The organism is Pseudomonas sp. FSL R10-2189 (assembly GCF_009600325.1).
GTDB classification, from domain to species: domain Bacteria; phylum Pseudomonadota; class Gammaproteobacteria; order Pseudomonadales; family Pseudomonadaceae; genus Aquipseudomonas; species Aquipseudomonas helleri.
On record NZ_WIVZ01000005.1, the window covers coordinates 169,893 to 192,498 of the forward strand.

21 protein-coding genes are annotated in these 22,606 nt (G+C 60.2%); 15 read left to right on the forward strand and 6 right to left on the reverse strand.

What is annotated here, in order from left to right:
* Positions 1–16 precede the first annotated feature (16 nt).
* The gene (gene eat, locus GHO32_RS06400; protein ID WP_153336387.1) at positions 17–1,465 is read right to left on the reverse strand and encodes an ethanolamine permease; all 1,449 of its coding nucleotides are present in this window, start codon (positions 1,463–1,465) and stop codon (positions 17–19) included.
* Between the two features lie 154 nt (positions 1,466–1,619).
* The gene (locus tag GHO32_RS06405; protein WP_153336386.1) at positions 1,620–3,140 is read right to left on the reverse strand and encodes an aldehyde dehydrogenase family protein; all 1,521 of its coding nucleotides are present in this window, start codon (positions 3,138–3,140) and stop codon (positions 1,620–1,622) included.
* Positions 3,141–3,482: 342 nt separating this feature from the next.
* Between GHO32_RS06405 and GHO32_RS06410 the strand changes: the two genes are divergently transcribed.
* The 4 genes from GHO32_RS06410 to GHO32_RS06425 all read left to right on the forward strand — a co-directional run bounded on the left by GHO32_RS06410 (position 3,483) and on the right by GHO32_RS06425 (position 7,838).
* Positions 3,483–5,390, forward strand: coding sequence for a sigma-54-dependent Fis family transcriptional regulator (locus tag GHO32_RS06410; RefSeq protein ID WP_153337986.1), 1,908 nt, complete (start codon positions 3,483–3,485; stop codon positions 5,388–5,390).
* Positions 5,391–5,582: 192 nt separating this feature from the next.
* Positions 5,583–6,932 (forward strand): UDP-N-acetylmuramate:L-alanyl-gamma-D-glutamyl-meso-diaminopimelate ligase, encoded by a 1,350-nt coding sequence (mpl, locus tag GHO32_RS06415; protein WP_153336384.1) that lies wholly within the window; start codon positions 5,583–5,585, stop codon positions 6,930–6,932.
* Positions 6,929–7,558, forward strand: coding sequence for a flavin prenyltransferase UbiX (ubiX, locus tag GHO32_RS06420; protein ID WP_048367666.1), 630 nt, complete (start codon positions 6,929–6,931; stop codon positions 7,556–7,558). Before mpl ends, ubiX begins: the two co-directional genes overlap by 4 nt.
* A complete protein-coding gene (locus GHO32_RS06425) occupies positions 7,551–7,838 on the forward strand; it encodes a YceK/YidQ family lipoprotein (RefSeq protein WP_153336383.1) in 288 nt (95 codons plus the stop codon). Before ubiX ends, GHO32_RS06425 begins: the two co-directional genes overlap by 8 nt.
* Before the next feature lie 50 nt (positions 7,839–7,888).
* On the opposite strand, the gene GHO32_RS06430 is transcribed toward GHO32_RS06425, so the two are convergent.
* Together GHO32_RS06430 and GHO32_RS06435 are read right to left on the reverse strand one after the other, a co-directional pair.
* Positions 7,889–8,530: an oxidoreductase gene (locus GHO32_RS06430; RefSeq protein WP_048367662.1), complete on the reverse strand. Its 642-nt coding sequence runs from the start codon at positions 8,528–8,530 to the stop codon at positions 7,889–7,891.
* A gap of 61 nt (positions 8,531–8,591) precedes the next feature.
* Positions 8,592–10,274 carry a C13 family peptidase gene (locus GHO32_RS06435; RefSeq protein ID WP_048367661.1) on the reverse strand — a complete coding sequence of 561 codons (1,683 nt, stop codon included), beginning with the start codon at positions 10,272–10,274 and terminating at the stop codon, positions 8,592–8,594.
* Between the two features lie 185 nt (positions 10,275–10,459).
* On the opposite strand from GHO32_RS06435, the gene GHO32_RS06440 reads away from it, so the two are divergent.
* From GHO32_RS06440 to GHO32_RS06450, 3 genes are read left to right on the forward strand one after another with little or no spacing between them, the layout of a single operon-like run.
* Positions 10,460–10,822: a CidA/LrgA family protein gene (locus tag GHO32_RS06440; RefSeq protein ID WP_048367660.1), complete on the forward strand. Its 363-nt coding sequence runs from the start codon at positions 10,460–10,462 to the stop codon at positions 10,820–10,822.
* Complete coding sequence (locus GHO32_RS06445) at positions 10,819–11,535, forward strand: LrgB family protein (protein WP_123751705.1); 717 nt, start codon at positions 10,819–10,821, stop codon at positions 11,533–11,535. Before GHO32_RS06440 ends, GHO32_RS06445 begins: the two co-directional genes overlap by 4 nt.
* A 10-nt stretch (positions 11,536–11,545) precedes the next feature.
* On the forward strand, positions 11,546–12,136 hold the full coding sequence (locus tag GHO32_RS06450; RefSeq protein WP_153336382.1) for an LON peptidase substrate-binding domain-containing protein: 591 nt from the start codon (positions 11,546–11,548) through the stop codon (positions 12,134–12,136).
* 55 nt (positions 12,137–12,191) lie between these two features.
* On the opposite strand, the gene GHO32_RS06455 is transcribed toward GHO32_RS06450, so the two are convergent.
* On the reverse strand, positions 12,192–13,508 hold the full coding sequence (locus GHO32_RS06455; protein WP_153336381.1) for a bifunctional DedA family/phosphatase PAP2 family protein: 1,317 nt from the start codon (positions 13,506–13,508) through the stop codon (positions 12,192–12,194).
* A 106-nt stretch (positions 13,509–13,614) separates the two neighbouring features.
* A complete protein-coding gene (locus GHO32_RS06460; RefSeq protein ID WP_088500368.1) occupies positions 13,615–14,307 on the reverse strand; it encodes a DNA-3-methyladenine glycosylase in 693 nt (230 codons plus the stop codon).
* A 161-nt stretch (positions 14,308–14,468) separates the two neighbouring features.
* On the opposite strand from GHO32_RS06460, the gene GHO32_RS06465 reads away from it, so the two are divergent.
* The 8 genes from GHO32_RS06465 to GHO32_RS06500 all read left to right on the forward strand — a co-directional run bounded on the left by GHO32_RS06465 (position 14,469) and on the right by GHO32_RS06500 (position 22,537).
* Positions 14,469–15,740: a glutamate-5-semialdehyde dehydrogenase gene (locus tag GHO32_RS06465; RefSeq protein WP_153337985.1), complete on the forward strand. Its 1,272-nt coding sequence runs from the start codon at positions 14,469–14,471 to the stop codon at positions 15,738–15,740.
* Positions 15,709–16,431, forward strand: coding sequence for a nicotinate-nucleotide adenylyltransferase (gene nadD, locus GHO32_RS06470; protein WP_227024833.1), 723 nt, complete (start codon positions 15,709–15,711; stop codon positions 16,429–16,431). The genes GHO32_RS06465 and nadD overlap by 32 nt, the downstream gene beginning before the upstream one ends.
* Positions 16,432–16,502: 71 nt before the next feature.
* Entirely contained in the window at positions 16,503–16,997 is a 495-nt protein-coding gene (rsfS, locus tag GHO32_RS06475) for a ribosome silencing factor (protein ID WP_048389663.1), read from the forward strand.
* 9 nt (positions 16,998–17,006) lie between these two features.
* Positions 17,007–17,474, forward strand: a complete 468-nt coding sequence (gene rlmH / locus GHO32_RS06480) for a 23S rRNA (pseudouridine(1915)-N(3))-methyltransferase RlmH (RefSeq protein WP_003444191.1) — start codon at positions 17,007–17,009, stop codon at positions 17,472–17,474.
* 15 nt (positions 17,475–17,489) lie between these two features.
* Positions 17,490–19,385 carry a penicillin-binding protein 2 gene (gene mrdA, locus GHO32_RS06485; protein ID WP_153335843.1) on the forward strand — a complete coding sequence of 632 codons (1,896 nt, stop codon included), beginning with the start codon at positions 17,490–17,492 and terminating at the stop codon, positions 19,383–19,385.
* Between the two features lie 31 nt (positions 19,386–19,416).
* Positions 19,417–20,520 (forward strand): rod shape-determining protein RodA, encoded by a 1,104-nt coding sequence (rodA, locus tag GHO32_RS06490; protein ID WP_178113847.1) that lies wholly within the window; start codon positions 19,417–19,419, stop codon positions 20,518–20,520.
* A gap of 17 nt (positions 20,521–20,537) precedes the next feature.
* Complete coding sequence (gene mltB, locus GHO32_RS06495) at positions 20,538–21,548, forward strand: lytic murein transglycosylase B (protein ID WP_153335842.1); 1,011 nt, start codon at positions 20,538–20,540, stop codon at positions 21,546–21,548.
* Positions 21,548–22,537 carry a septal ring lytic transglycosylase RlpA family protein gene (locus GHO32_RS06500; protein WP_048367643.1) on the forward strand — a complete coding sequence of 330 codons (990 nt, stop codon included), beginning with the start codon at positions 21,548–21,550 and terminating at the stop codon, positions 22,535–22,537. Before mltB ends, GHO32_RS06500 begins: the two co-directional genes overlap by 1 nt.
* Positions 22,538–22,606: the final 69 nt, after the last annotated feature.

Here is a 22,606-nt window from a genome sequence, read left to right on the forward strand (position 1 = left end):
GCGGGTTTTTCAGCGACTAGTGCAAGGATTGCTCAGCCTGTTGGATGGCTGCGAATTCCTCTTCCGGCGTACCGGCGACCAAATGGTGTCGACTGTAAAAAGCAAAGTAGGCAATTAATACGCCATAGATCACCGCAGCGCCAATCACTACGCGTGGATCCACCAGGAATCCGGCGACCACGGCCACGCAGGCCAGCACCAAAGCGGTGCCTGAAGTGACAATACCGCCCGGCGTGCGATAAGGACGCTCCATTTTGGGGCGACGGATGCGCAGGGTGATGTGCGCGGCCATCATCAGTACGTACGAAATGGTCGCGCCAAACACTGCCACCAGAATCAGCAAGTCACCCTGGCCGGTCAGCGACAGGCCAAAGCCGATAATGCCGGGGATGATCAGCGCCAATACCGGGGCTTTGCTCTTGTTGGTTTCAGACAGCTTGCGTGGCAAGTAGCCTGCACGGGACAGGGCGAAGATCTGACGCGAGTAGGCGTAAATGATCGAGAAAAAGCTGGCGATCAAACCGGCCAGGCCGACCAGGTTGACGAAGCTGCCCATCCAGGTCGAGCCGCCATAGGCTTTGCTCAGCGCTTCAACCAGTGGGTTGCCCGAGGCCATCAAGTGGTGGGCACCGGCGCCGCCCGGGCCGATGAACAGGATCAACAGGGCAAAGGTGGCGAGTACCAGCATGGCGCCAATCAGGCCGCGGGGCAGGTCGCGCTTGGGGTTTTTGGTTTCTTCGGCGGCCAGCGGCACACCTTCGACCGCGAGGAAAAACCAGATCGCATAGGGGATGGCCGCCCACACGCCAACATAACCAAACGGCAGGAACGAACTGGCGCCCTTGGCTTGGGTGACGGGGATGTCCAGCAGGTTGGCGACGCTGAAGTGCGGCACCATCGCGACCAGAAACACGCCCAGGGCAATGGCCGCCACGGCGGTGATGATGAACATCAGCTTGAGCGCTTCACCGACGCCGAAGATGTGGATGCCGATAAAAATGATGTAGAAGGCCAGGTAAATCATCCAGCCGCCGATACCGAACAGCGACTCGCAATACGCCCCGATAAACACCGCAATGGCGGCGGGGGCGATGGCGTATTCAATGAGGATGGCGGTGCCGGTCAAAAACCCGCCCCACGGCCCGAAAGCACTGCGGGCAAAGCCGTAGCCGCCGCCTGCGGTGGGGATCATCGATGACAGTTCGGCCAGCGAGAAGCACATGCACAAGTACATGGTGGCCATCAGCAGGGTGGCGATAAACATCCCGCCCCAGCCGCCCTGGGCCAGGCCGAAGTTCCACCCGGCGTAGTCGCCGGAGATCACGTACGCCACGCCCAGGCCCACCAGCAGGACCCAGCCGGCAGCGCCTTTTTTCAGTTCACGTTGTTGAAAGTATTCGGAGTCAACTTTTTCAAAGTCGACAGAGGAGTTGGCTGCAGGAGCCGCATTGGGTTCGCTAGGCATTTCAGATCACCTGTTCTTTTATTGTTTGGAAAATTTGACAGGGAGCAAAGCAAGAGCCGGGCCACCGGCCCGTTTGTAGGAGCGAGCTTGCCTCGCGATCTTTTGACCTTTTAAAAGATCGCGAGGCAAGCTCGCTCCTACAGGGGTAGGGCGGTTAGAAGAAGCCCAGCGGGTTGATGTCGTAGCTCACCAGCAGGTTTTTGGTCTGCTGATAATGGTCGAGCATCATTTTGTGGGTTTCACGGCCAACACCGGATTTTTTGTAGCCGCCGAACGCGGCGTGCGCCGGGTACAGGTGGTAGCAGTTGGTCCACACTCGGCCCGCCTTGATCGCGCGGCCCATGCGGTAGGCGCGGTTGATGTCGCGGGTCCACAAACCAGCGCCCAGGCCGAACTCGGTGTCGTTGGCAATCGCCAGCGCTTCGGCTTCGTCTTTGAAGGTGGTGATGCTGACCACCGGGCCAAAGATTTCTTCCTGGAAGACGCGCATTTTGTTGGTGCCCTTGAGCAGGGTCGGCTGGATGTAATAACCCGTCGACAGATCGCCTTCGAGCTTGGCCACCTGGCCGCCGGTCAGCAACTCGGCACCTTCGACCTTGGCGATTTCAAGGTAGGACAGGATCTTGTCGAATTGCTGCTCGGACGCCTGGGCGCCGACCATGGTGTCGGTGTCCAGCGGGTCGCCACGTTTGATCGACTCGACTTTCTTCATCACCACTTTCATGAAGTCGTCGTAGATCGACTCCTGAATCAGTGCGCGTGAAGGGCAGGTGCACACTTCGCCCTGGTTGAAGAACGCCAGCACCAGGCCTTCTGCAGCCTTTTCAATAAAGGTCGGCTCGGCCTGCATGATGTCGGCGAAGAAGATGTTCGGCGATTTGCCGCCCAGCTCGACGGTCGACGGGATGATGTTTTCTGCCGCGCATTTCATGATGTGCGAGCCCACCGGCGTGGAGCCGGTGAAGGCGATTTTGGCGATGCGTTTGCTGGTGGCCAGCGCTTCGCCCGCTTCCTTGCCGAAACCTTGCACCACGTTAAGCACGCCCGGTGGCAGCAGGTCGCCGATCAGTTCCATCAGCACGGTGATGCTCAGCGGGGTTTGCTCGGCCGGTTTGAGCACGATGCAGTTACCGGCGGCCAATGCCGGGGCGAGTTTCCAGGCGGCCATCAGCAGCGGGAAGTTCCACGGGATGATCTGGCCGACCACGCCCAGCGGCTCGTGGATGTGATAAGCCACGGTGTTGCCATCAATCTCGGCCGCGCTGCCTTCTTGTGCACGAATGCACCCGGCGTAGTAGCGGAAGTGGTCGGCAGCCAGCGGCACGTCAGCGTTCAGGGTTTCGCGTACCGCTTTGCCGTTGTCCCAGGTTTCGGTCACGGCCAGCAGTTCGAGGTTCTGCTCAATGCGGTCTGCGATTTTCAGCAGCACCAGCGAGCGCGCCTGCACGGAGGTCGCGCCCCAGGCATCAGCAGCGGCGTGGGCGGCATCCAGGGCTTTTTCGATGTCTTCGGCAGTGGAACGAGGGAATTCAGCGATGGCCTTGCCGTTGACCGGCGAGGTGTTGGTGAAGTACTGGCCTTTGACCGGTGCCACGAATTCGCCGCCGATGTAGTTACCGTAGCGGCCCTTGAATGTGATGACCGAGCCTTCAGTACCGGGTTGTGCGTAACGCATGGAGTGTCTCCTTGGCTTTATTGTGCTTATGGGAGGACGCGCTGTGGCGCTGCCCCATACCGGAGCAAAGGCTGGGCCAAATAGCGCAAGCCCTTGTAAACCGGGGCTTGCAGGTTTTCAGGGGTGGGCTGAAGCAGGGCGAGTGTGACAAGGCTGGTACAGCGTGAGTGGCAGGTTGTGTCAAAAATGGCACAACAAGTGACCGACGGGTCAGTTCGAGATTGCAATGCATCGAGCGCAAGAGGATGCTGGCTGTTCGGTTTGGACTGAGTCCCATGCGTCGCACAAGGCTGGTTTTTTTTGCGCGGTGGGGTCGTCGTGACAGAGCGGAGAACAATAAAAATGCACAGTACCGATTTAAATCGGCACGCCCGACAAGTCATCAATGTTATTCAGGGCCGCCCCCAAGGGTGTGACCCTTCTATCGTTCGCTCCTGGCAGCGTTGCCTGGAGGACTACCACCTCGACCCCGCGCAAAACATCGCCCCGACGGTACTGGAACACAGCCGCATCCTTGAGGGGCGCGAGCGTCTGCAGCAGGTGCTGCAAATCGCCGGGCACGAAATGAACAGCCTGCACCAGCAGTTATCGGGCGCTGGCCATGCGGTGCTGTTGACCGATGCCCGCGGGGTCATCCTCAACTGCATCACTGCGCCCACTGAGCGCAAAGTCTTCGAGCACGCAGGTTTGTGGTTGGGGGCCGACTGGAGTGAAGCCCGCGAAGGCACCAACGGCATCGGCACCTGCCTGGTAGAGCGCCAGGCCTTGAGCATTTATCAGGACGAGCATTTTCGTGGCCGCCACACCGGCCTGACCTGTTCGGCCAGCCCGGTGTTTGATCCGCACGGCGAGCTGCTGGCCGTGCTGGACGTGTCTTCGGCGCGTCATGAAGCCTCGCGCCAGAGCCAGTTCCACACCATGGCACTGGTGAATCTCTCGGCCAAGACCATCGAAAGCAGTTACTTCCTGCGCCAATACGAACATCAATGGTTACTGCGCTTTCATTTACAGGCCGAATCGGTGGGCCTGTTCAGTGAAGGCATGCTGGCGTTTGACGGTGATGGCGTGATCTGTGGCGTCAATCAAAGCGGACTGAACCTGTTGGGGCAGACCCGTCGCGGTTTGCTCGGGCAAGCGGTGGACAGCATTTTCGATTGCAGCGCGGATGAACTGTTCGCCCGCGCCAGTGTGCAGGCCACGGCCAGTTGGCCGCTGCGCAGCCGCGATGGTCGCCTGTTGTTTGCCGCCCTGCGTGGCCAGCCTCGCGCAATACCGGTGTGGGTGGCGCCAGTACCTGCGCCAGTGCCAGTGCCAGTGCGGGTGCCGGCGGGCGGGATCTGCTTGGGTGATGAAGCCCTGCAAAGTGATTTTCGCCGGGCGCTGCGGGTGTTTGAGCGTGACGTGCCGTTGTTGATCAACGGCGAAACCGGCTCAGGCAAAGAGGCCTTTGCCAAGGCCGTGCACCAGGCCAGCCTGCGGGCCAGCAAGCCGTTTGTGGCGCTGAACTGCGCGTCGATCCCCGAGAGCCTGATCGAAAGCGAGCTGTTTGGTTATAGCGGTGGCAGCTTTACCGGGGCGCGCAAAGAAGGCATGCAGGGCAAATTGCAGCAGGCCGATGGCGGGACGTTGTTTCTGGACGAAATTGGCGACATGCCGCTGGTGCTACAAACCCGTCTGTTAAGGGTGCTCGAAGACCGCGTGGTGGTGCCGATTGGCGGCGAGCCGCAGACGGTTGACGTGCGCATTGTCAGCGCGACCCACCGCAACTTGCTGGAACGCGTAGCCGACGGCAGCTTCCGCGAAGACTTGTACTACCGCCTCAATGGTCTGGAAGTGGGCTTGCCGGCGTTGCGCGAGCGCACCGATAAATCGCAGTTGTTAGATTTTTTACTGGCCCAGGAAGCGGGCGGGCAGCGGTTGACGATCAGCCTGGCGGCGCGTCAGGCGTTGCTGCACTTTCAATGGCCGGGCAACGTTCGCCAACTGCGCAATGTGCTGCGCACCTTGGCGGCGTTGTGTGAAGGCGAGGTGATTGAGTTTGACGACTTGCCGGTGGCGATTCGTCAGGGGCCGCTTAAACCGCTGCCGCCTTGCTCCGACAACCCGCTGGAAGACGCCGAAAAACTCGCCTTGTTGGCCGCGCTGGAGCAGCACCGTTGGCACATGACCCAAACCGCCGCGCAGTTGGGTGTCAGCCGCAATACGCTATACAGAAAGCTGCGCCGGCATGGGATAGAGAGAAACCTGTAGCCGCTGTCGAGGCACGAAGGCTGCGATGCGGGCCGCAGGACCGCCGTTTGGGGCTGCTGCGCAACCCATCGCAGCCTCATGCTTTGTCAGCGGCTACAAGGTTGCGCGTCGGGTTTAGCCCTCAACGAGAATCATCAGGTGCGAAAAAAAGCCCCCTACGCTACCCTTCGCCGATGATTTACGAGGTCGACTATGCACATTCATATTCTTGGTATTTGCGGCACTTTCATGGGTTCGCTGGCGGTATTAGCCAAAGAACTGGGCCATCACGTTACCGGTTCTGACGCTAACGTCTATCCGCCGATGAGCACCCAGCTGCAAGCTCAAGGCATTGAATTGACTCAAGGCTACGACCCGCAACAGCTCGATCCGGCGCCGGATCTGGTGGTCATCGGCAACGCGCTGTCACGGGGCAACCCGGCGGTTGAGTACGTGCTCAATAAAGGCCTGCCGTATGTGTCGGGCCCGCAATGGCTGGCCGATCACGTGTTGCAAGGGCGCTGGGTACTGGCCGTGGCCGGTACGCACGGCAAAACCACCACCAGCAGCATGCTGGCCTGGGTGCTAGAGCACGCGGGCATGGCGCCAGGCTTCTTGATCGGCGGTGTGCCGCAGAACTTTGCCGTGTCGGCGCGTCTGGGCGATACGCCGTTCTTCGTCGTGGAGGCCGATGAATACGACAGCGCATTCTTCGACAAGCGCTCAAAATTTGTTCACTACCGCCCGCGCACCGCGATCCTCAATAACCTTGAGTTCGATCACGCAGACATCTTCCCGGACTTGCCAGCGATTGAGCGCCAATTCCACCACTTGGTGCGCACCATCCCCGGTGAAGGCCTGGTCATCCACCCGACCACCGAACCTGCTTTACAGCGGGTGATCGAAATGGGCTGCTGGACCCCGGTGCAAACCACCGGTGAGGGCGGTCAATGGCAAGCCAAATTGCTGAGTGAAGACGGCTCGCGCTTTGAGGTGCTGTTTGAAGGCGTCGCCCAAGGCATCGTTGAATGGGACATGACCGGCCAGCACAACGTTGCCAACGCCCTGGCAACCTTGGCCGCCGCGCGCCATGTGGGCGTGGTGCCGAGTTTGGCGATCGACGGTTTGAGCGTCTTTAAAAGCGTGAAGCGCCGCATGGAAAAAGTCGCTGAGGTGCAGGGCATCACTATTTATGACGACTTTGCACACCACCCGACGGCGATTGCCACCACGCTGGACGGCCTGCGTAAACGCATCGGCGATGCGCCGTTGATCGCTGTGATTGAGCCACGCTCCAACTCCATGAAGCTTGGTGCCCACCGTGACGGCTTGCCTGGCAGTGTGACCCAAGCGGATCACGTGGTCTGGTACGCACCGCCTAACCTCGGTTGGGACCTGGCCGCGACTGTGGCTTCAAGCTCGGTGCCGACGCTGGTGTGTGATTCGCTGGAGGCGATCATTGCCGATGTGAAAGCCCAGGCCAAGCCGGGCACCCACGTGGTGATCATGAGCAACGGCGGCTTCGGCGGTCTGCATGGCAAGCTGGCGGAAGCGCTGCAATGAGCGGCCCGGAACGCATTACCCTGGCCGTGACCGGCGCGTCGGGCATGCCCTACGCGTTGCGGCTGCTCGATTGCCTGGTGCGCGAAGATCGCGAGGTGCATTTTTTGATCTCCAAGGCCGCGCAACTGGTAATGGCGACTGAAACGGACGTTAACTTGCCACCCAAGCCACAAGCCATGCAGACCTTTCTGACCGAATACACGGGCGCTGCCGCAGGGCAGATTCGCGTTTACGGCAAGGAAGACTGGATGTCGCCCGTGGCGTCCGGGTCTGGAGCACCGGCGGCCATGGTGGTGGTGCCGTGTTCGACGGGTACGTTGTCAGCGATTGCCACAGGCGCTTGCAACAACCTGATTGAGCGGGCCGCGGACGTGACGCTTAAAGAGCGTCGCCAATTGATTCTGGTGCCGCGTGAGGCGCCGTATTCTAGTATCCACCTGGAAAACATGCTCAAGCTGTCGAACATGGGGGCCGTTATATTGCCCGCATCCCCTGGCTTTTATCACCAGCCGCAGACCATTGATGACCTGGTGGATTTCATGGTCGCGCGCATTCTGAATCTGCTGAATATCCCGCAAGACATGCTCCCGCGTTGGGGCGAGCATCATCTGGGCAGTAATGACTAAGCCACTGCTGACCCTGTTGCTGCTGATGCAGCTCGGCGGCTGCGCCAGCGTTCGTACGCTGGACGCTGCCAAGCCGGGGGCGCCGATTGTCTATTCCGGTACGCGGCTGGACTGGTATGCACTGCAAGGCGGGTGCTGTGCGCAGGATCGTTTTGGCGCGCAAGCGCCGCGCTATCCGGGGCTCGACTTACCGGCCAGCGCTGTGCTGGACACGGTGCTGCTGCCGTTGTCAGTGCTCACTGTGCTGGGTGTCGGGTTTCAAGCCAGCGGCGGCCTTTGATACCGGGCTTTTATTGCCCGGTCCAGGCGCCGCTTAAGTAGCCGCGGCGGTTATTTACCCAGCTTGCGCAACTCATCCGATTCAACCACCCGCACACCTTTTTGCTCTTCCAGCGCCAGTCGCCACAAGGCCCGGGCCAGTTCACAGGCTTCGATGCCGTGGTACTTGCCCGGAATCAGCTTGGACAGGGTGCCGGCAATTTTTTCTACGGGGCGCTCTTCCTGGCGCTCGCCAATCAGTAATGACGGGCGGGCGATGGTCAATTGCGGCCAATTTTGAGCGCGCAACGATTGCTCCATCTCGCCTTTGACCCGGTTGTAGAACACTGAGGATTTTGGATCGGCGCCGATTGCGCTGATGACGATCAGGTGTTTTGCCCCCATTTCCAGGGCGCGCTTGGCAAAGGCTACAACCATGTCGTGATCCACGGCGCGGAATGCTTCTTCTGAGCCTGCCTGTTTGATGGTGGTGCCCAGACAGCAGAAGGCCACCTCTACCGGGCCGCTCAGTTGCGGCAAGAATACGGCCGGGTCACCCACGGGGTTTTCCAGGTGCGGGTGAGCCGCCAATGGTTTGCGCGAGGGGGCCAGTACGCGCTTGATGGTAGGTTCGTTGAGCAGGCGGTCGAGCAGAAGCTCGCCGGTCAGGCCGGTGGCTCCTGCGAGCAGAATGTGCTGAGGCGTCAAGTACATGCGAGTTCTCCCTTGATACATTCAGCTTAGTCCTTCTTTGAGGGCTTGCTGTTCAACTGATTTATTGCAAAGCCCGTTTGGCTTGTTGCTGGCGCAGACGTTGCCAGTGATTCAGCACGCCTTTTGGCGCCCACATTTGCGGTTCTGACGCCTCGTAGCCGTCAGTTTGTTCGCGTTCAGCAATGGCCTCTTTAGCCAGCTTGAAGGCTTTTTGCAGGTCATCGGTCTGGTTCAGCGCCTGGGCAAACAAGGCGTTACCGAAGTAGGTGAAATCGGCTTCTTCAGAGCAACCAAATGACACACGATCGGTGCGCGAGGCGGTCATGATCAGGGTTCTTTCATCTTTGAGCGCGGGGATAAAGCCGCCCGAATAGCACGATGAAATCACAATGACCTTGTCGCGGTTTTTCAATGGCTCCAGCGCTGCGGCGAGTTCATCGGCGGGCAGGTCTGCCAGCTCCAGACGCGGCTGGTCGAGTACCAGTTCATGGTCCTGGGTGCCGTGGCTGGTCAGGTAAATAAACACCAGATCTTCCGGCCCGGTGCGCTCGGCCAGGGTTTTGGCGGCGCGGTGCAGGTTTTCACGGGTGGCCATGGGGCGGTCCATCAGATGGTCGCGATGGTTGACCAGGGTGATGTGGCCGCGGCTGCCGAAACGGCTGGCGAGCATGTCGGTCACGTAGTCGGCTTCGCGCATGAAAACGCTTTGTTTGCCGTCGCCCGCAACCACCAGGCTGTACAACTCAATGGCCGGGGTTGAGGCCGGGACCGCTTGCAGTGCCTGGTTCAGCAATTGGCCCTGGTTGAGCAGGCCCAGTTCCAGGGTATCGGGCAGCAGGCCGCCCTGGGCGTCGCGAACCCGCTGGCCATTGATCCAGAAACCGCTTTCGACGGTGCCGTCACTGGCGGTCAGCGTGCCGTTGCCCTGATAGGTGTCTGCGGCAAAGTCGCCGATGTAGGTGCTGCCATCGGTCATGCTCAAGTGGCCGGGGCCATTGAAGCGCCACTCGCTGAACTGGCCGCGATAGTGGCTGCCATCGACGCCGATCAGTTCGCCTTTGCCGGTCAGTGCACCGTCTTTGAAGTCACCGATCCAGACGTCGCCGTCGGCGTTTTCATAGCGGCCTTTGCCGTTTAACTGGTTATTTTTGAACCCGCCGGCGTACTGGTCGCCGTCAGCGCTGTTGAACGTACCGTTGCCTTCGAGCTGGCCGTTGACGAAGTGCCCGCTGAATTCATTGCCGGTTGAGTCGCTGCGCTTGCCTTCGCCGTTGGGCTTGCCGTTGGCAAACTGGCCCTCGTACTGGCTGCCGTCGTCCAGTTCCAGATGGCCGAGCCCGGAAAACTCGTCATCGTGGAACTCGCCGCGATAGCTCATGCTGCCTTCTTTGAGCGTGCCTTCGCCTTCGCGACGGCCGTTCTTGAAGCCCCCCACATAGCTGCTGTTGTGGGTGGTCAGGCTGCCTTGGCCATTGAACAGGCCCTGCTCGAAATGGCCGATATAGACCTCGCCGTTGCTGCCGTGCCACTCGCCCTGGCCATGCCATTGGCCATTTTTGAACTGGCCTGCGTACCAACTGCCGTTTGGATAGTCGATACGGCCCTGGCCTTGCAGCAACCCATTGACCACTTCGCCCCGGTAACGGCCGCCATCGGGCAGGCGTGCGTCAGGCGGCAATAGCGATTCGCCATCGCCGCAGGCCGTCAGTAGCAGGGTCAAAGCAAGGGGAGCAAGTGGGCGCATAGCGGGATCCGGATAGTTAGGCTGCCGAGTATGCCGAAGCAAAAAAAGCTGTCTATAGGGGCAGATGAAACATGCGCAGATATTGTGTTTTTCAGTACAGCTGGTAGCAGAAAGTGATCCGCTTCGGTGAGCGGTGTCGGGACGTGCTTATAATGCTGCGCGAAAAAGATCGCTGGAGAGATGACATGTTGTTACGCGGCCTGACGTGGCTGGTGCTGTTTCAATTGCTGGGCACCGCCCTCAACCACTTATTCATTCCGGTACTGCCCGGCCCGATTATCGGTCTGTTGCTGCTACTGGTGTATTTGCTGGTGTGTGGCCAGGTCAGCGAGCCCCTGAACGAAGCGGCCAAAGGTCTTTTGCGTTACTTGCCCTTGCTGCTGGTGCCGCCTGCGGTGGGCGTGATGGTGTATGCCGCCGATATTGCCGCTGATTTTTGGGCCATCGCCGGGGCGCTGGTGTTGTCGTTGTTGATCTCCATGGCGTTCGTCGGCGTCTTGATGCAGCGCTTGCTCAAGCCTCACGCCAACCGTGAGGAGCGACCATGAGTGTTGAATGGCAAAGTGCCTGGCAGTCGGTGATCCATCACCCGTTGTTTGGCATCGGCATTACCCTGGGGGCTTATCAACTGGTCCTCGCCGGGTACGAGAAAACCCGCTGGATCTTTCTGCAGCCGGTGCTGGCCAGCATGTTGCTGGTGATCGGGGTGCTGGTCAGTTGCGGGCTGACCTATGACGAATACCGCAAAAGCACCGACATTCTCACCATCTTGCTGGGCCCGGCTACGGTCGCGCTGGCGGTGCCGCTGTTCTTGAACCTGCGGCGAATCCGCCAGCTGTTCTGGCCTATTTTTACTACGCTGGTCATAGGCGGCGTATTTGCGACCGGCCTGGTGGTGCTGTTGGCGTGGTGGTTTGGTGCCGAGCACATGGTGCTGATGACCCTGGCGCCTAAATCCGTGACCTCGCCGATTGCCATGCTGGTGGCCGAACAAATTGGCGGTGTGGCGGCGCTGGCGGCGGTGTTTGTGTTGATCACCGGGGTGATCGGGGCCATTTTCGGCCCACCCCTGTTGAACCTGCTTAAGGTGCACAGCCCTGAAGCCCGTGGCATGGCGCTGGGCATGACGGCCCATGCGGTGGGCACTTCAGTGGCATTGCACGAAGGCGAAGAGGCGGGTGCTTTTGCGGCCTTGGCAATGAGTCTAATGGGCGTAGGCACGGCGGTCTTTCTGCCGCTGGCCGTGACCCTCGTGGTGTAAGGAGGGTTGTATGAAGCTGCCATTGTTCCCCTTGAGCACCGTCCTTTTCCCGGGCTGCGTGCTGGATCTACAAGTGTTTGAAGCCCGTTACCTGGACATGATTGCCCGCTGCATGAAGCAAGGCAGCGGTTTTGGTGTGGTGTGCATTCTGGAGGGCAGCGAAACCGGCGACATCGAGCCCGATATCGCCGGGATTGGGTGTGAAGCGCGGGTGAGTGATTTCCAGAAGCAGGATAACGGCCTGCTGGGGATCCGCGTCGAGGGTGGCCGGCGTTTTGAGGTGCTGAACACCGAGTTGCAGCGTGACAACCTGCTGGTGGCCGACGTGCATTGGCTGGACGAGATCCCGGAGCAGCCGTTGCAGGACGAGGACCAGGACCTGCTGGCTTTGCTCAAAGCCCTGGCTGAACACCCGATGGTTGCCGCGCTGAACATGAACACCGAGGTTACTGGGCAGCAATCATTGGCCAACCAGTTGGCCTACCTGCTGCCCTTTGCCGAAGAAGACAAGGTCGATCTGCTGCAAGTGGACGACCCGCAGCAGCGCCTCGACGGGATCCAGGCCCTGCTCGAAGAGATGCAGGGCGAGATGCTTAATTGAGCGGTGTCCTTTCCGGATCAAAAGATCGCGAGGCAAGCTCGCTCCTACAGGCCCCTTAATAGGCGTAGCGCAGCAGTTCCTTGGACAAATGGCTGAGCATGAAAAAGCCATACAGCGCTGCGCATGACGGCAAGATCATCCACCAAACTTTAACCGGCACCGGCGTAAGCACCATGTAACGCTGGGTCAAGGCCAGGGCGAAGGCGTTGACGGTGATGGCCAGGAACGCGCCCGCCATGATGTCAGTTGGCCAATGAGCGCCCAGGTAAATCCGTGACATGGCCACGGTCATGGCCAGCAAACAGCCGATCAGCACGCAGGTAATGCGCATGCGTTGCGGTTTTTCACGGCCCGCCAGAATCGCCAGGGCCAAAAAGAACGCAAACGAGCCAGAGCTGTGGCCGCTGGGCATGCTGTAGCTGGTCAGCGGGTCGAGTAGCACGTCAGGGCGCATGCGCGCGAAGAAGTGCTTGGTGGCGGTGTTGGCAATGGCGGTAAACAGCGTGACCCCGCCAAAGAAGATCAAGGCGCGCCATTGTTTGTTGAAGAACAGCAACGCACACACCAGGGCGGCGGCCAGCAGTTGCGTGCGGAAGTTACCGATCTGCGTCACCAGCACGGCCAGCATGTCCATGGTGCTGCTGCGATGTTCTTGCACCAGGGCGCTGATGCCCTGATCGAACGCGGCCATGTGCGTGTAGCCAAAGAACACCGCCACCAGCAGCGCCAGGCTCAGGGTGCCGATCAGCAGTGTGGCTTTGGGTTGGCGGCGGACGTTGGCGTGGATGCTCAGGCCCAGCAGGGCGGCGATGCTGACGGCGACGATGGCAGCTTGTGGCCAGAAGTTTTCAGGCAGCGGCAAGCGGATCGCCGCCCCCGTCGCCCAGCCCGGCAGCAGGTAAGCGACCGACCAGCCAGCGCCGGCCAGCAAACTGACCAGAATGAAGCGCGGCAGCGGCATGTCGCACATCCCGGCCACCATCGGCAACATGGGCCGCAGCGGGCCAATGAAACGGCCAACGATCAGGCTGACGATGCCGTAGCGCTGAAAGTAGTTTTCGGCGCCGGTCATCCATTCCGGGTGGGTGCGCAGCAAAGGCAAGCGCCGGATATTTTGATGGAAACGTCTGCCCAGCGCGTAAGACAACATGTCGCCCAGCAAGCCGCCGAGGAAGCCTAGCAGCAGAGTCTGGCCCAGCGACAGGGCGCCGCTACCGGCCAGCACTGCGATTGCAAACAACAGCACCGTGCCGGGCACGATGATCCCGGCAATGGCCAGGCATTCCACGCACGCCACGATAAAAACGGCCAGGCCCAGCCATTGCGGGTTGGTGGTGAGCCAACTGGTAACGCTATCGAGCCATGGGCCCATACTTCAACTTCCTTTTGTTTTTTGTAGAGGATCAGCTACCCCTGTAGGAGCGAGCTTGCCTCGCGATCTTTTGATCTTTAAAAAAGATCGCGAGGCAAGCTCGCTCCTACAAGAGGGCGGTGTTTTCTAAAACGAGGTAATCCTGCCCCTCAACCTGGCCACGGCGCAGCGGGTTACGGGTGCAGTACGCCGCGTAGTCGGCGTCGACAAACCGGTACAGCAAATGTTCGTCACGACCGTGCGGGATGCCCAGGCGGGTGGTCTGCAGGATGCGTGACGGTCGCTCTCTGACGTCATCAACCCACAATCGTTCGCGGTCGAAACGTTTGGCATCCCATTCGCGCACTTTCAGGCCCAATGCTTTGCACAGCAGGGTTTGCCCGGCGCACAGCTTTTGCGCCGGGCGCGGCTGGCCCTGTGCGTCAGGATTATTGAGTTGCATCTGCGCCAGGCTGTCCGGGCCAGACAGCGCGTCGACCCACGGGTAGGCCGATTTGATCAGCACGGCGTTGCCGGGGCCCTGGGCGCTGAAGTTCAGCGAGTCGCCGCCGCGGGCGTAGTACATGTAGATGTGCCCGCCATCCAGAAACAAAGCCTTACGTTTTTCTGTGTAGCCGAGTGAGGCATGGCTGCCTTTTTCGGCGCAGTAATACGCTTCGGTTTCGATAATCCGGGCGCTCAGCCACAGGCCGTTGACCCGATGGCGGATGACTTTGCCCAGCAGTTCGCGCGCGACAAGCTGGGCGTCGCGGTCGAAAAAGGCGTCAGGGAGCATCGTTGGCATCGTCAGCGGGGTCATAAGATGGCAGAAAAGTTACAGATCATAGCAACTCGTGCTTAATCGGGGCTGAACAGAGACTATTTGCCGTCCATTTCGACCATCCGCCTGTCACCGCTGTGCGTGAGACGGCGGGACCGCTATAATCGGCCGCTTTCCCCTCTGCCAAGACCATTGAGACCATGACTGAGTCCGTTCTTGACTACATGACCCGCCTGGGTCGCGCTGCCCGCGAAGCCTCCCGAGTGATCGGCAGTGCCAGCACCGCGCAGAAAAACCGTGCCTTGCAAGGCGCTGCGTCCGCACTGGACGCTGCCCGCGAGGAGCTGACTGCCGCCAACGAACTGGACTTGGCCGCCGGCCGGGCCAACGGCCTCGAGCCCGCGATGCTGGAGCGCCTGGCGCTGACCCCGGCACGCATCGACAGCATGATTGTCGGCTTGCGCCAAGTGGCCAGTCTGCCGGACCCCATCGGTGCCATCCGGGATATGAGCTACCGTCCATCGGGTATCCAGGTCGGCAAGATGCGCGTCCCGTTGGGTGTCGTCGGGATCATCTACGAGTCGCGTCCGAACGTGACCATCGATGCGGCCAGCTTGTGTTTGAAGTCCGGTAACGCGACCATCTTGCGCGGCGGCTCCGAGGCGATTCATTCCAACCGCGCCATTGCGATCTGCATCCAGCGAGGTCTGGCCGAGGCCGGGCTGCCGCCGGCCGTGGTGCAAGTGGTTGAAGTCACCGACCGTGCCGCCGTGGGCGCATTGATCACCATGCCTGAGTACGTCGACGTGATCGTACCGCGTGGCGGCAAGGGCTTGATCGAGCGCGTCAGCCGTGACGCCCGCGTGCCGGTCATCAAGCACCTGGACGGTATCTGCCACGTCTACGTCAGTGCCCATGCCGACCTGCCCAAGGCCCAGCGGATTGCCTTCAATGCCAAAACCTACCGTTATGGTATTTGCGGCGCGATGGAAACCCTGCTGGTCGACCAGGCCGTGGCGGCGCAATTTTTGCCGGCCATGGCTGAACAATTTCGCGCCAAGGGCGTCGAACTGCGCGGCTGCGAACGCACCCAGGCGCTGATTGACGTGGCCCCGGCGAGCGAAGAAGACTGGCACACCGAGTACCTGGCGGCGATTTTGTCGATCCGTATCGTTGATGGCCTGGACCAGGCGATTGAGCACATCAATCACTATGGCTCCCACCACACCGACTCGATCGTGAGCGAGCATCAGGGCGAATGCCGGCGTTTTATCGCCGAAGTGGACTCCAGTTCGGTGATGCTCAACGCCCCGACCTGCTTCGCAGATGGATTTGAATACGGATTGGGTGCTGAAATTGGCATTTCTACTGATAAGCTGCACGCCCGCGGCCCGGTGGGTCTCGAAGGTCTGACCTGCGAGAAGTACATCGTGGTCGGTGATGGCCAGTTGCGCGGCCAGGAGCCGAGCTGACTTGGGCGAACTTAGCCCTTCAGGCAACGTGCAGGTCAACGACGTGTTACCCCGGCGCATTGGTGTGCTGGGGGGCACGTTTGATCCGGTGCACATCGGGCATTTGCGCGGTGCGCTAGAGGTAGCGGAAATGATGGCGCTCGATGAGCTGCGCCTGACCCCCAATGCCCGGCCACCGCACCGTGACACCCCGCAGGTGTCGGCGCTCGACCGTTTGGCGATGGTTGAGTGCGCCGTCGCAGGAGTCGCTACGCTGGTAGTGGACCCACGGGAGCTGCAACGGGACAAACCGTCCTACACCATTGATACCCTGGAGCTGATGCGGGCCGAGCTGGCCGCGGATGACCAGTTGTTTTTATTGCTGGGCTGGGACGCATTTTGCGGCCTGCCCATGTGGCACCGCTGGGAAGAGTTGCTCCAGCATTGCCACATCCTGGTGCTACAGCGCCCGGATGCCGACAGCGAACCGCCGGATGCCTTGCGCAACCTGCTGGCAGCGCGCTCGGTAAGCGACCCGCTGGCCCTGAAGGGGCCGAGCGGACAGATTGCATTCGTCTGGCAGACACCGCTCGCGGTATCCGCCACCCAGATCCGTCAACTGCTGGCCAGCGGTAAGTCGGTACGTTATCTGGTGCCCGACGCGGTCCTGGCCTACATCGATGCGCACGGGCTTTACCGTGCGTCGAACTAAAAAAGGCGTGTTTCAAGGCGCGATTTGACGTGTATTGAAGCCGCTGAACATACGAGCAAAACGAGTTTTATATGACAAATAAAGATGTAAGCAAAGTAAAGCGCAAAGGCACCTTCAAAAGCGCCCCGTTGCCAGTTGCCGCCCACACGGGTGAAGTACTGGCTGGCGAAGCACTGGTGAAAGTCGCTGTAGCGGCCCTGGAAGACGTCAAGGCCCAGGATATCCAGGTTATCGACGTACGTGACAAGCACAGCATCACTGACTTCATGATCATCGCCACCGGTACTTCGAACCGTCAGATCGGCGCGATGCTCGACAAGGTCCGTGAAGCCGTTAAAGCACAGGGCGTCAAGCCGCTGGGCGAAGAAGGCAAGGGCGACAGCGACTGGGTACTGCTGGATATGGACGACGTGATCGTGCACATGATGACCGCCAGCGCACGTCAGTTCTACGACCTGGAGCGTCTGTGGGCCGGTGCTGCACAAAGCCGTGCTGAAAGCGCTGCGCACCACAGTCCGGAAAACACCCATGAGCATTTCACCAAGCTCAACAAAGACCAGGAATAAGGGTTCGCTGTGCGCTTGCGTTTGATCGCTGTCGGTTCGCGTATGCCCAAGTGGGTGGAAGAAGGTTGGCACGAGTATGCCAAGCGTCTGCCATCCGAACTGGCGCTCGAACTGGTAGAAATACCGCTCAATACCCGTGGCAAGAATGCCGACGTGGCCCGGTTCATCCGTCAGGAAGGCGAGGCCATGCTGGCCAAAGTCGGCCCGGGGGAGCGGATCGTCACCCTCGAAGTGCATGGCAAGCCCTGGAGTACTGAGCAACTGGCGGTTGAACTTGACCGCTGGCGCCTCGACTCGCGTACGGTGAACTTTATGGTCGGCGGCCCGGAAGGGTTGGCGCCAGAAGTCTGCGCCCGCGCCGATCAGCGCTGGTCGCTGTCGCCGTTGACGTTGCCGCACCCGTTGGTAAGGATTCTGATCGGTGAGCAGTTGTATCGCGCCTGGACGGTATTGTCCGGGCACCCTTATCACAAATAGCTCAGCGCCCCCGGAATGACCCAGCCAATTCGCCTCAAGGACCACGAAAAAGACGCACGTCTGGTGCGCAGCCGTGTCGTGGTCGGCGCTCTGTTGGTGTTGGCCCTGATTTGCGTACTGATTGCGCGTCTGTACTACCTGCAAGTGGTGCAGTACGACTATCACTCCACACTGTCAGAGAATAACCGGGTACATGTGCAGCCGATCCCCCCGACCCGCGGCCTGATTTATGACCGCAATGGCGTGGTGATCGCCGACAACCGTCCCAGCTTCAGCCTGACCATGACCCGCGAGCGTGCGGGCGACTGGCATCAGGTGCTCGACACTATCGTTGAGGTGTTGCAGCTCACCCCTGAAGACCGCACGTTGTTTGAAAAGCGCACAAAGCAGGGGCGGCGGCCGTTTGAGCCGGTGCCGATTCTGTTCGAGCTCAATGAAGAGCAAATTGCCCGGATTGCTGTTAACCAGTTCCGCTTGCCTGGGGTTGAGGTGGTTGCGCAATTGGTCCGCCACTACCCGCAAGGGGCGCATTTTGCGCACTCGGTCGGTTATGTGGGTCGGATCAACGAGAAAGAGATCAAAACCCTCGATAAGGTTAACTACAGCGGCACCCATCACATTGGTAAAACCGGTATAGAGCGCTTCTACGAAGCCGAGCTGCATGGCCAGGTCGGCTACGAAGAGGTCGAGACCAATGCTCGCGGCCGTGTGCTGCGGGTGCTCAAGCGCACCGACCCGATTCCGGGCAAAGACATCGTTCTGAGCCTGGACATCAAGTTGCAAGAGGCGGCTGAAGAAGCCTTGGCCGGTCGGCGTGGGGCGGTGGTTGCACTGAACCCGATGACTGGCGAAGTGCTGGCCATGGTCAGCCAGCCGAGCTTTGACCCCAACCTGTTTGTGACCGGTATCGGCTTCAAGGCTTACGCCGAGCTGCGTGATTCCATTGACCGCCCGCTGTTCAACCGCATTTTGCGTGGCTTGTACCCGCCGGGTTCGACCATCAAACCCGCCGTGGCGATTGCCGGGCTGGACAGCGGTGTGGTGACGGCCAGTACGCGGGTGTTTGACCCCGGTTATTACCAACTGCCCAATTACGATCACAAGTACCGTAACTGGAACCGCAGCGGTGATGGCTTTGTCGATCTGGACAGCGCGATCATGCGCTCCAACGACACCTACTTCTATGACCTGGCCCACAAGCTGGGCATCGACCGTTTATCGACCTACATGAATCAGTTCGGCATTGGTCAAAAAGTCTCCCTCGACATGTTCGAAGAGTCGGCCGGGTTGATGCCGTCCCGCGAGTGGAAACGTGCAACCCGCCGCCAGGCCTGGTTCCCGGGTGAAACCCTGATTCTGGGGATCGGCCAGGGCTATATGCAGTCCACCCCTTTGCAGTTGGCCCAGGCCACGGCGCTGATTGCCAGCAAAGGCAAATGGAACCGTCCGCACCTGGCCAAGACCATCGAGGGCGTGCCGCCGGTAGACCCCAACCCCATGCCCGACATCGTGCTGCGGGACCCGTCCAACTGGGGCAAGGTCAACCACGCCATGCAGCAGGTAGTGCATGGCGCTCGCGGTACGGCGCGAGTCGCCGGTGTCGGCGCGCAGTACCTGATCGCGGGCAAGAGCGGTACGGCCCAGGTGGTCGCAATCAAACAAGGTGAAAAGTACGACCGGTCCAAGGTTCAGGAGCGTCACCGTGACCACGCGTTGTTCGTGGGCTTTGCCCCGGCGAACAACCCGCAGATTGCGGTCTCGGTCATGATCGAAAACGGCGAGGCCGGCAGCCGTGTGGCGTCGCCGGTGGTGCGCTCGGTCATGGACGCTTGGTTGCTCGGTGAAGACGGCAAACTCAAACCTGAATACGCCAGTGTTTCCAAGGCGGAGGCTACGGCCAATGATGAGTAATTTTGACCGCATCCTCTCCAGTGAGGATGTGATGCGTCGCCGTGCCACGCTGTTGCAGCGTCTGCACATCGACGGCCCCTTGCTGATTTTGTTGCTGACACTCGCCGCAGGCAGTTTGTTTGTGCTGTATTCGGCCAGTGGTAAAAGCTGGGACCTGCTGAGCAAGCAGGCCACCTCGTTTGGTATCGGGCTGGTGTCGATGTTTGTCATCGCCCAGCTTGAACCGCGTTTTATGGCGCGCTGGGTGCCGGTCTGCTATTTGCTCGGCGTGATGTTGCTGGTGGTGGTAGACGTCATGGGCCACAACGCCATGGGCGCCACGCGCTGGATCAACATTCCGGGGGTCATTCGTTTCCAGCCCTCTGAGTTCATGAAAATCCTGATGCCCGCGACCATCGCCTGGTATCTGTCCAAGCGCACCTTGCCGCCGCAGCTCAAGCACGTGGCGGTCAGTTTGTTGCTGATCGGCATACCCTTCGGCCTGATCGTGCGTCAGCCCGACCTCGGCACCGCCTTGCTGGTGTTGGCCGGGGGCGCGTTCGTACTGTTTATGGGCGGTTTGCGCTGGCGCTGGATTGTCAGCGTGCTGGCGGCTGCGATCCCGGTGGCGATTGGCATGTGGTTTTTCATCATGCACGACTACCAGAAGCAGCGAATCCTGACCTTCCTCGACCCTGAGAGCGACCCGCTGGGCACTGGCTGGAACATCATCCAGTCCAAGGCAGCGATCGGTTCGGGCGGCGTCTTCGGCAAAGGCTGGCTGCTGGGCACCCAGTCGCACCTGGACTTTCTGCCCGAGAGCCACACCGACTTCATCATTGCGGTGATGGGCGAAGAGTTCGGCCTGGTGGGTATTTGCGCGCTGTTGTTGATCTACCTGCTGTTGATTGGTCGCGGCCTGGTGATTACTGCCCAGGCGCAAACTCTGTTTGGCAAATTGCTGGCCGGCAGTTTGACCATGACCTTTTTTGTTTATGTTTTCGTCAACATCGGTATGGTCAGTGGGCTGTTGCCGGTGGTGGGCGTGCCATTGCCGTTTATTAGTTACGGCGGAACTTCGCTCGTGACGCTGCTGTCAGCGTTTGGGGTTTTGATGTCAATCCATACGCATCGCAAATGGATTGCACAAGTTTGATTAAGGTGAAGAATTCAATGCAAGCAATGCGTGGCTGGGCCGCTCGATACGCGTCGTGGATGGGCTTTTTGGGCCTATTCGGGGCAGCGCAAGGTGCGGTGGCCGGCGACTACGATGGCTCGCCCCAAGTGGCTGAATTTGTCGGTGAGATGACCCGCGACTACGGGTTTGCCGGTGAACAGCTGATGGATGTTTTTCGTGAGGCCGAGCGCAAGCAGAGCATTCTGGATGCCATTTCGCGTCCGGCCGAGCGCGTCAAACAGTGGAAAGAATACCGTCCGATGTTCCTGGCCGACGCCCGCGTTGCCCGCGGTGTCGACTTCTGGCGTGAACACGAAGCGGTGCTGGCCCGTGCCGAGAAGGAATACGGTGTGCCGGCCCAGGTGATCGTGTCGATCATCGGCGTCGAAACCTTTTACGGGCGCAATACCGGCAATTACCGGGTGATTGATGCGCTCTCGACCTTGGGCTTTGATTACCCGCCGCGCGCCGAGTTCTTCCGCAAGGAGCTGCGTGAGTTCCTGTTGCTGGCCCGTGAAGAACAAGTCGACCCGCTTAGCCTTAAAGGCTCTTACGCAGGCGCCATGGGCTTGCCGCAGTTTATGCCGAGCAGCTTTCGCGCCTATGCCGTGGACTTCGACAATGATGGCCATATCAATATCTGGAGCAATCCGGACGATGCCATCGGCAGTGTTGCCAGCTACTTCAAGCGTCATGGCTGGGTGGCGGGCGAGCCAGTGGTGGCCCGCGCCGACGTGCAGGGTGACCGCGTCGATGAAGGCTTGACCCAAGGGATTGAACCGGTCAAAACCGTTGGGGAGTTGCGAGCGTTGGGCTGGTCGAGTCATGATGCGCTGCGCGACGACATGCCGGTCACGGCGTTCCGTCTCGAAGGCGAAAATGGCCCTGAATACTGGATGGGCCTGAAGAATTTTTATGCAATCACGCGGTACAACCGTAGCGTGATGTATGCCATGGCAGTGCATCAACTGTCCGACCTGCTGGTTCAAGCACGGGGCAACAAGTAATGCCGTTTTTAGCGATCCGCACACCTCTGAAAATCGCGGCCTGCACGGCTATCGCACTGCTGATGGTGAGCTGCTCGAGCAGCCGCACCAGCACGCCGCAAACCGCGGGCACTATCAGCGCCAAGCCTGGCCTGGACATCAACCGCGCGCACAAAGACGGCGCGCCGTGGTGGGATGTCGACGTTTCGCGTATTCCGGATGCAACGCCAACCTTGCACACCGGCCCTTACAAGGCCAACCCGTATACCGTGCTGGGCAAGTCGTATTTCCCGATCCAGGAGTCCAAGAACTACGTGGCCACAGGCACGGCGTCCTGGTACGGCACCAAGTTCCACGGGCAGAACACCGCCAACGGCGAAGTGTATGACCTGTACGGCATGAGTGCGGCGCACAAGACGCTGCCGCTGCCCAGCTACGTTAAAGTGACCAACCTGGACAACGGCAAGGCTGTAGTGTTGCGGGTTAACGACCGTGGGCCGTTCTATTCGGATCGCATCATTGACTTGTCTTACGCGGCCGCCAAAAAGCTCGGCTATGCCGAAACCGGCACGGCCCGCGTCAAGGTCGAGGGCATTGACCCGCAAGCCTGGTGGGCTGCGCGAGGCCGTCCGGCACCTTTGATGCTCAACGAGCCGCAAGTGGCGCAAGCTGCCGCCGCGCCGACGGTTTCAACAGGCAAGGTCGAACAATGGACGCCGCCACCGCAACAGCACGCGTCTGATGTCATACCGCCTGTAGCGGTGCACAAGGGCCAGGGCACCTATTTGCAAGTAGGCGCATTCGCCAATCCTGATGCGGCCGAGTTGCTTCGTTCCAAACTCAGTGGCATGGTCAGCGCCCCTGTGTTTATCAGCTCGATTGTGCGCAATCAGCAAACCCTTCATCGTGTGCGCATGGGGCCGATTGCCTCGGCCGGTGAAGTGCAACAAACGCAAAACAGCGTGCGTCTGGCCAATTTGGGCCAGCCGAGCGTTGTGACCGATCAGTAACACTGAACACGTGGCAGCCCGTTAAACGGCTGTCAAAAAGTTTTGCCCGCGAGGGTAAGGTTCCATTAG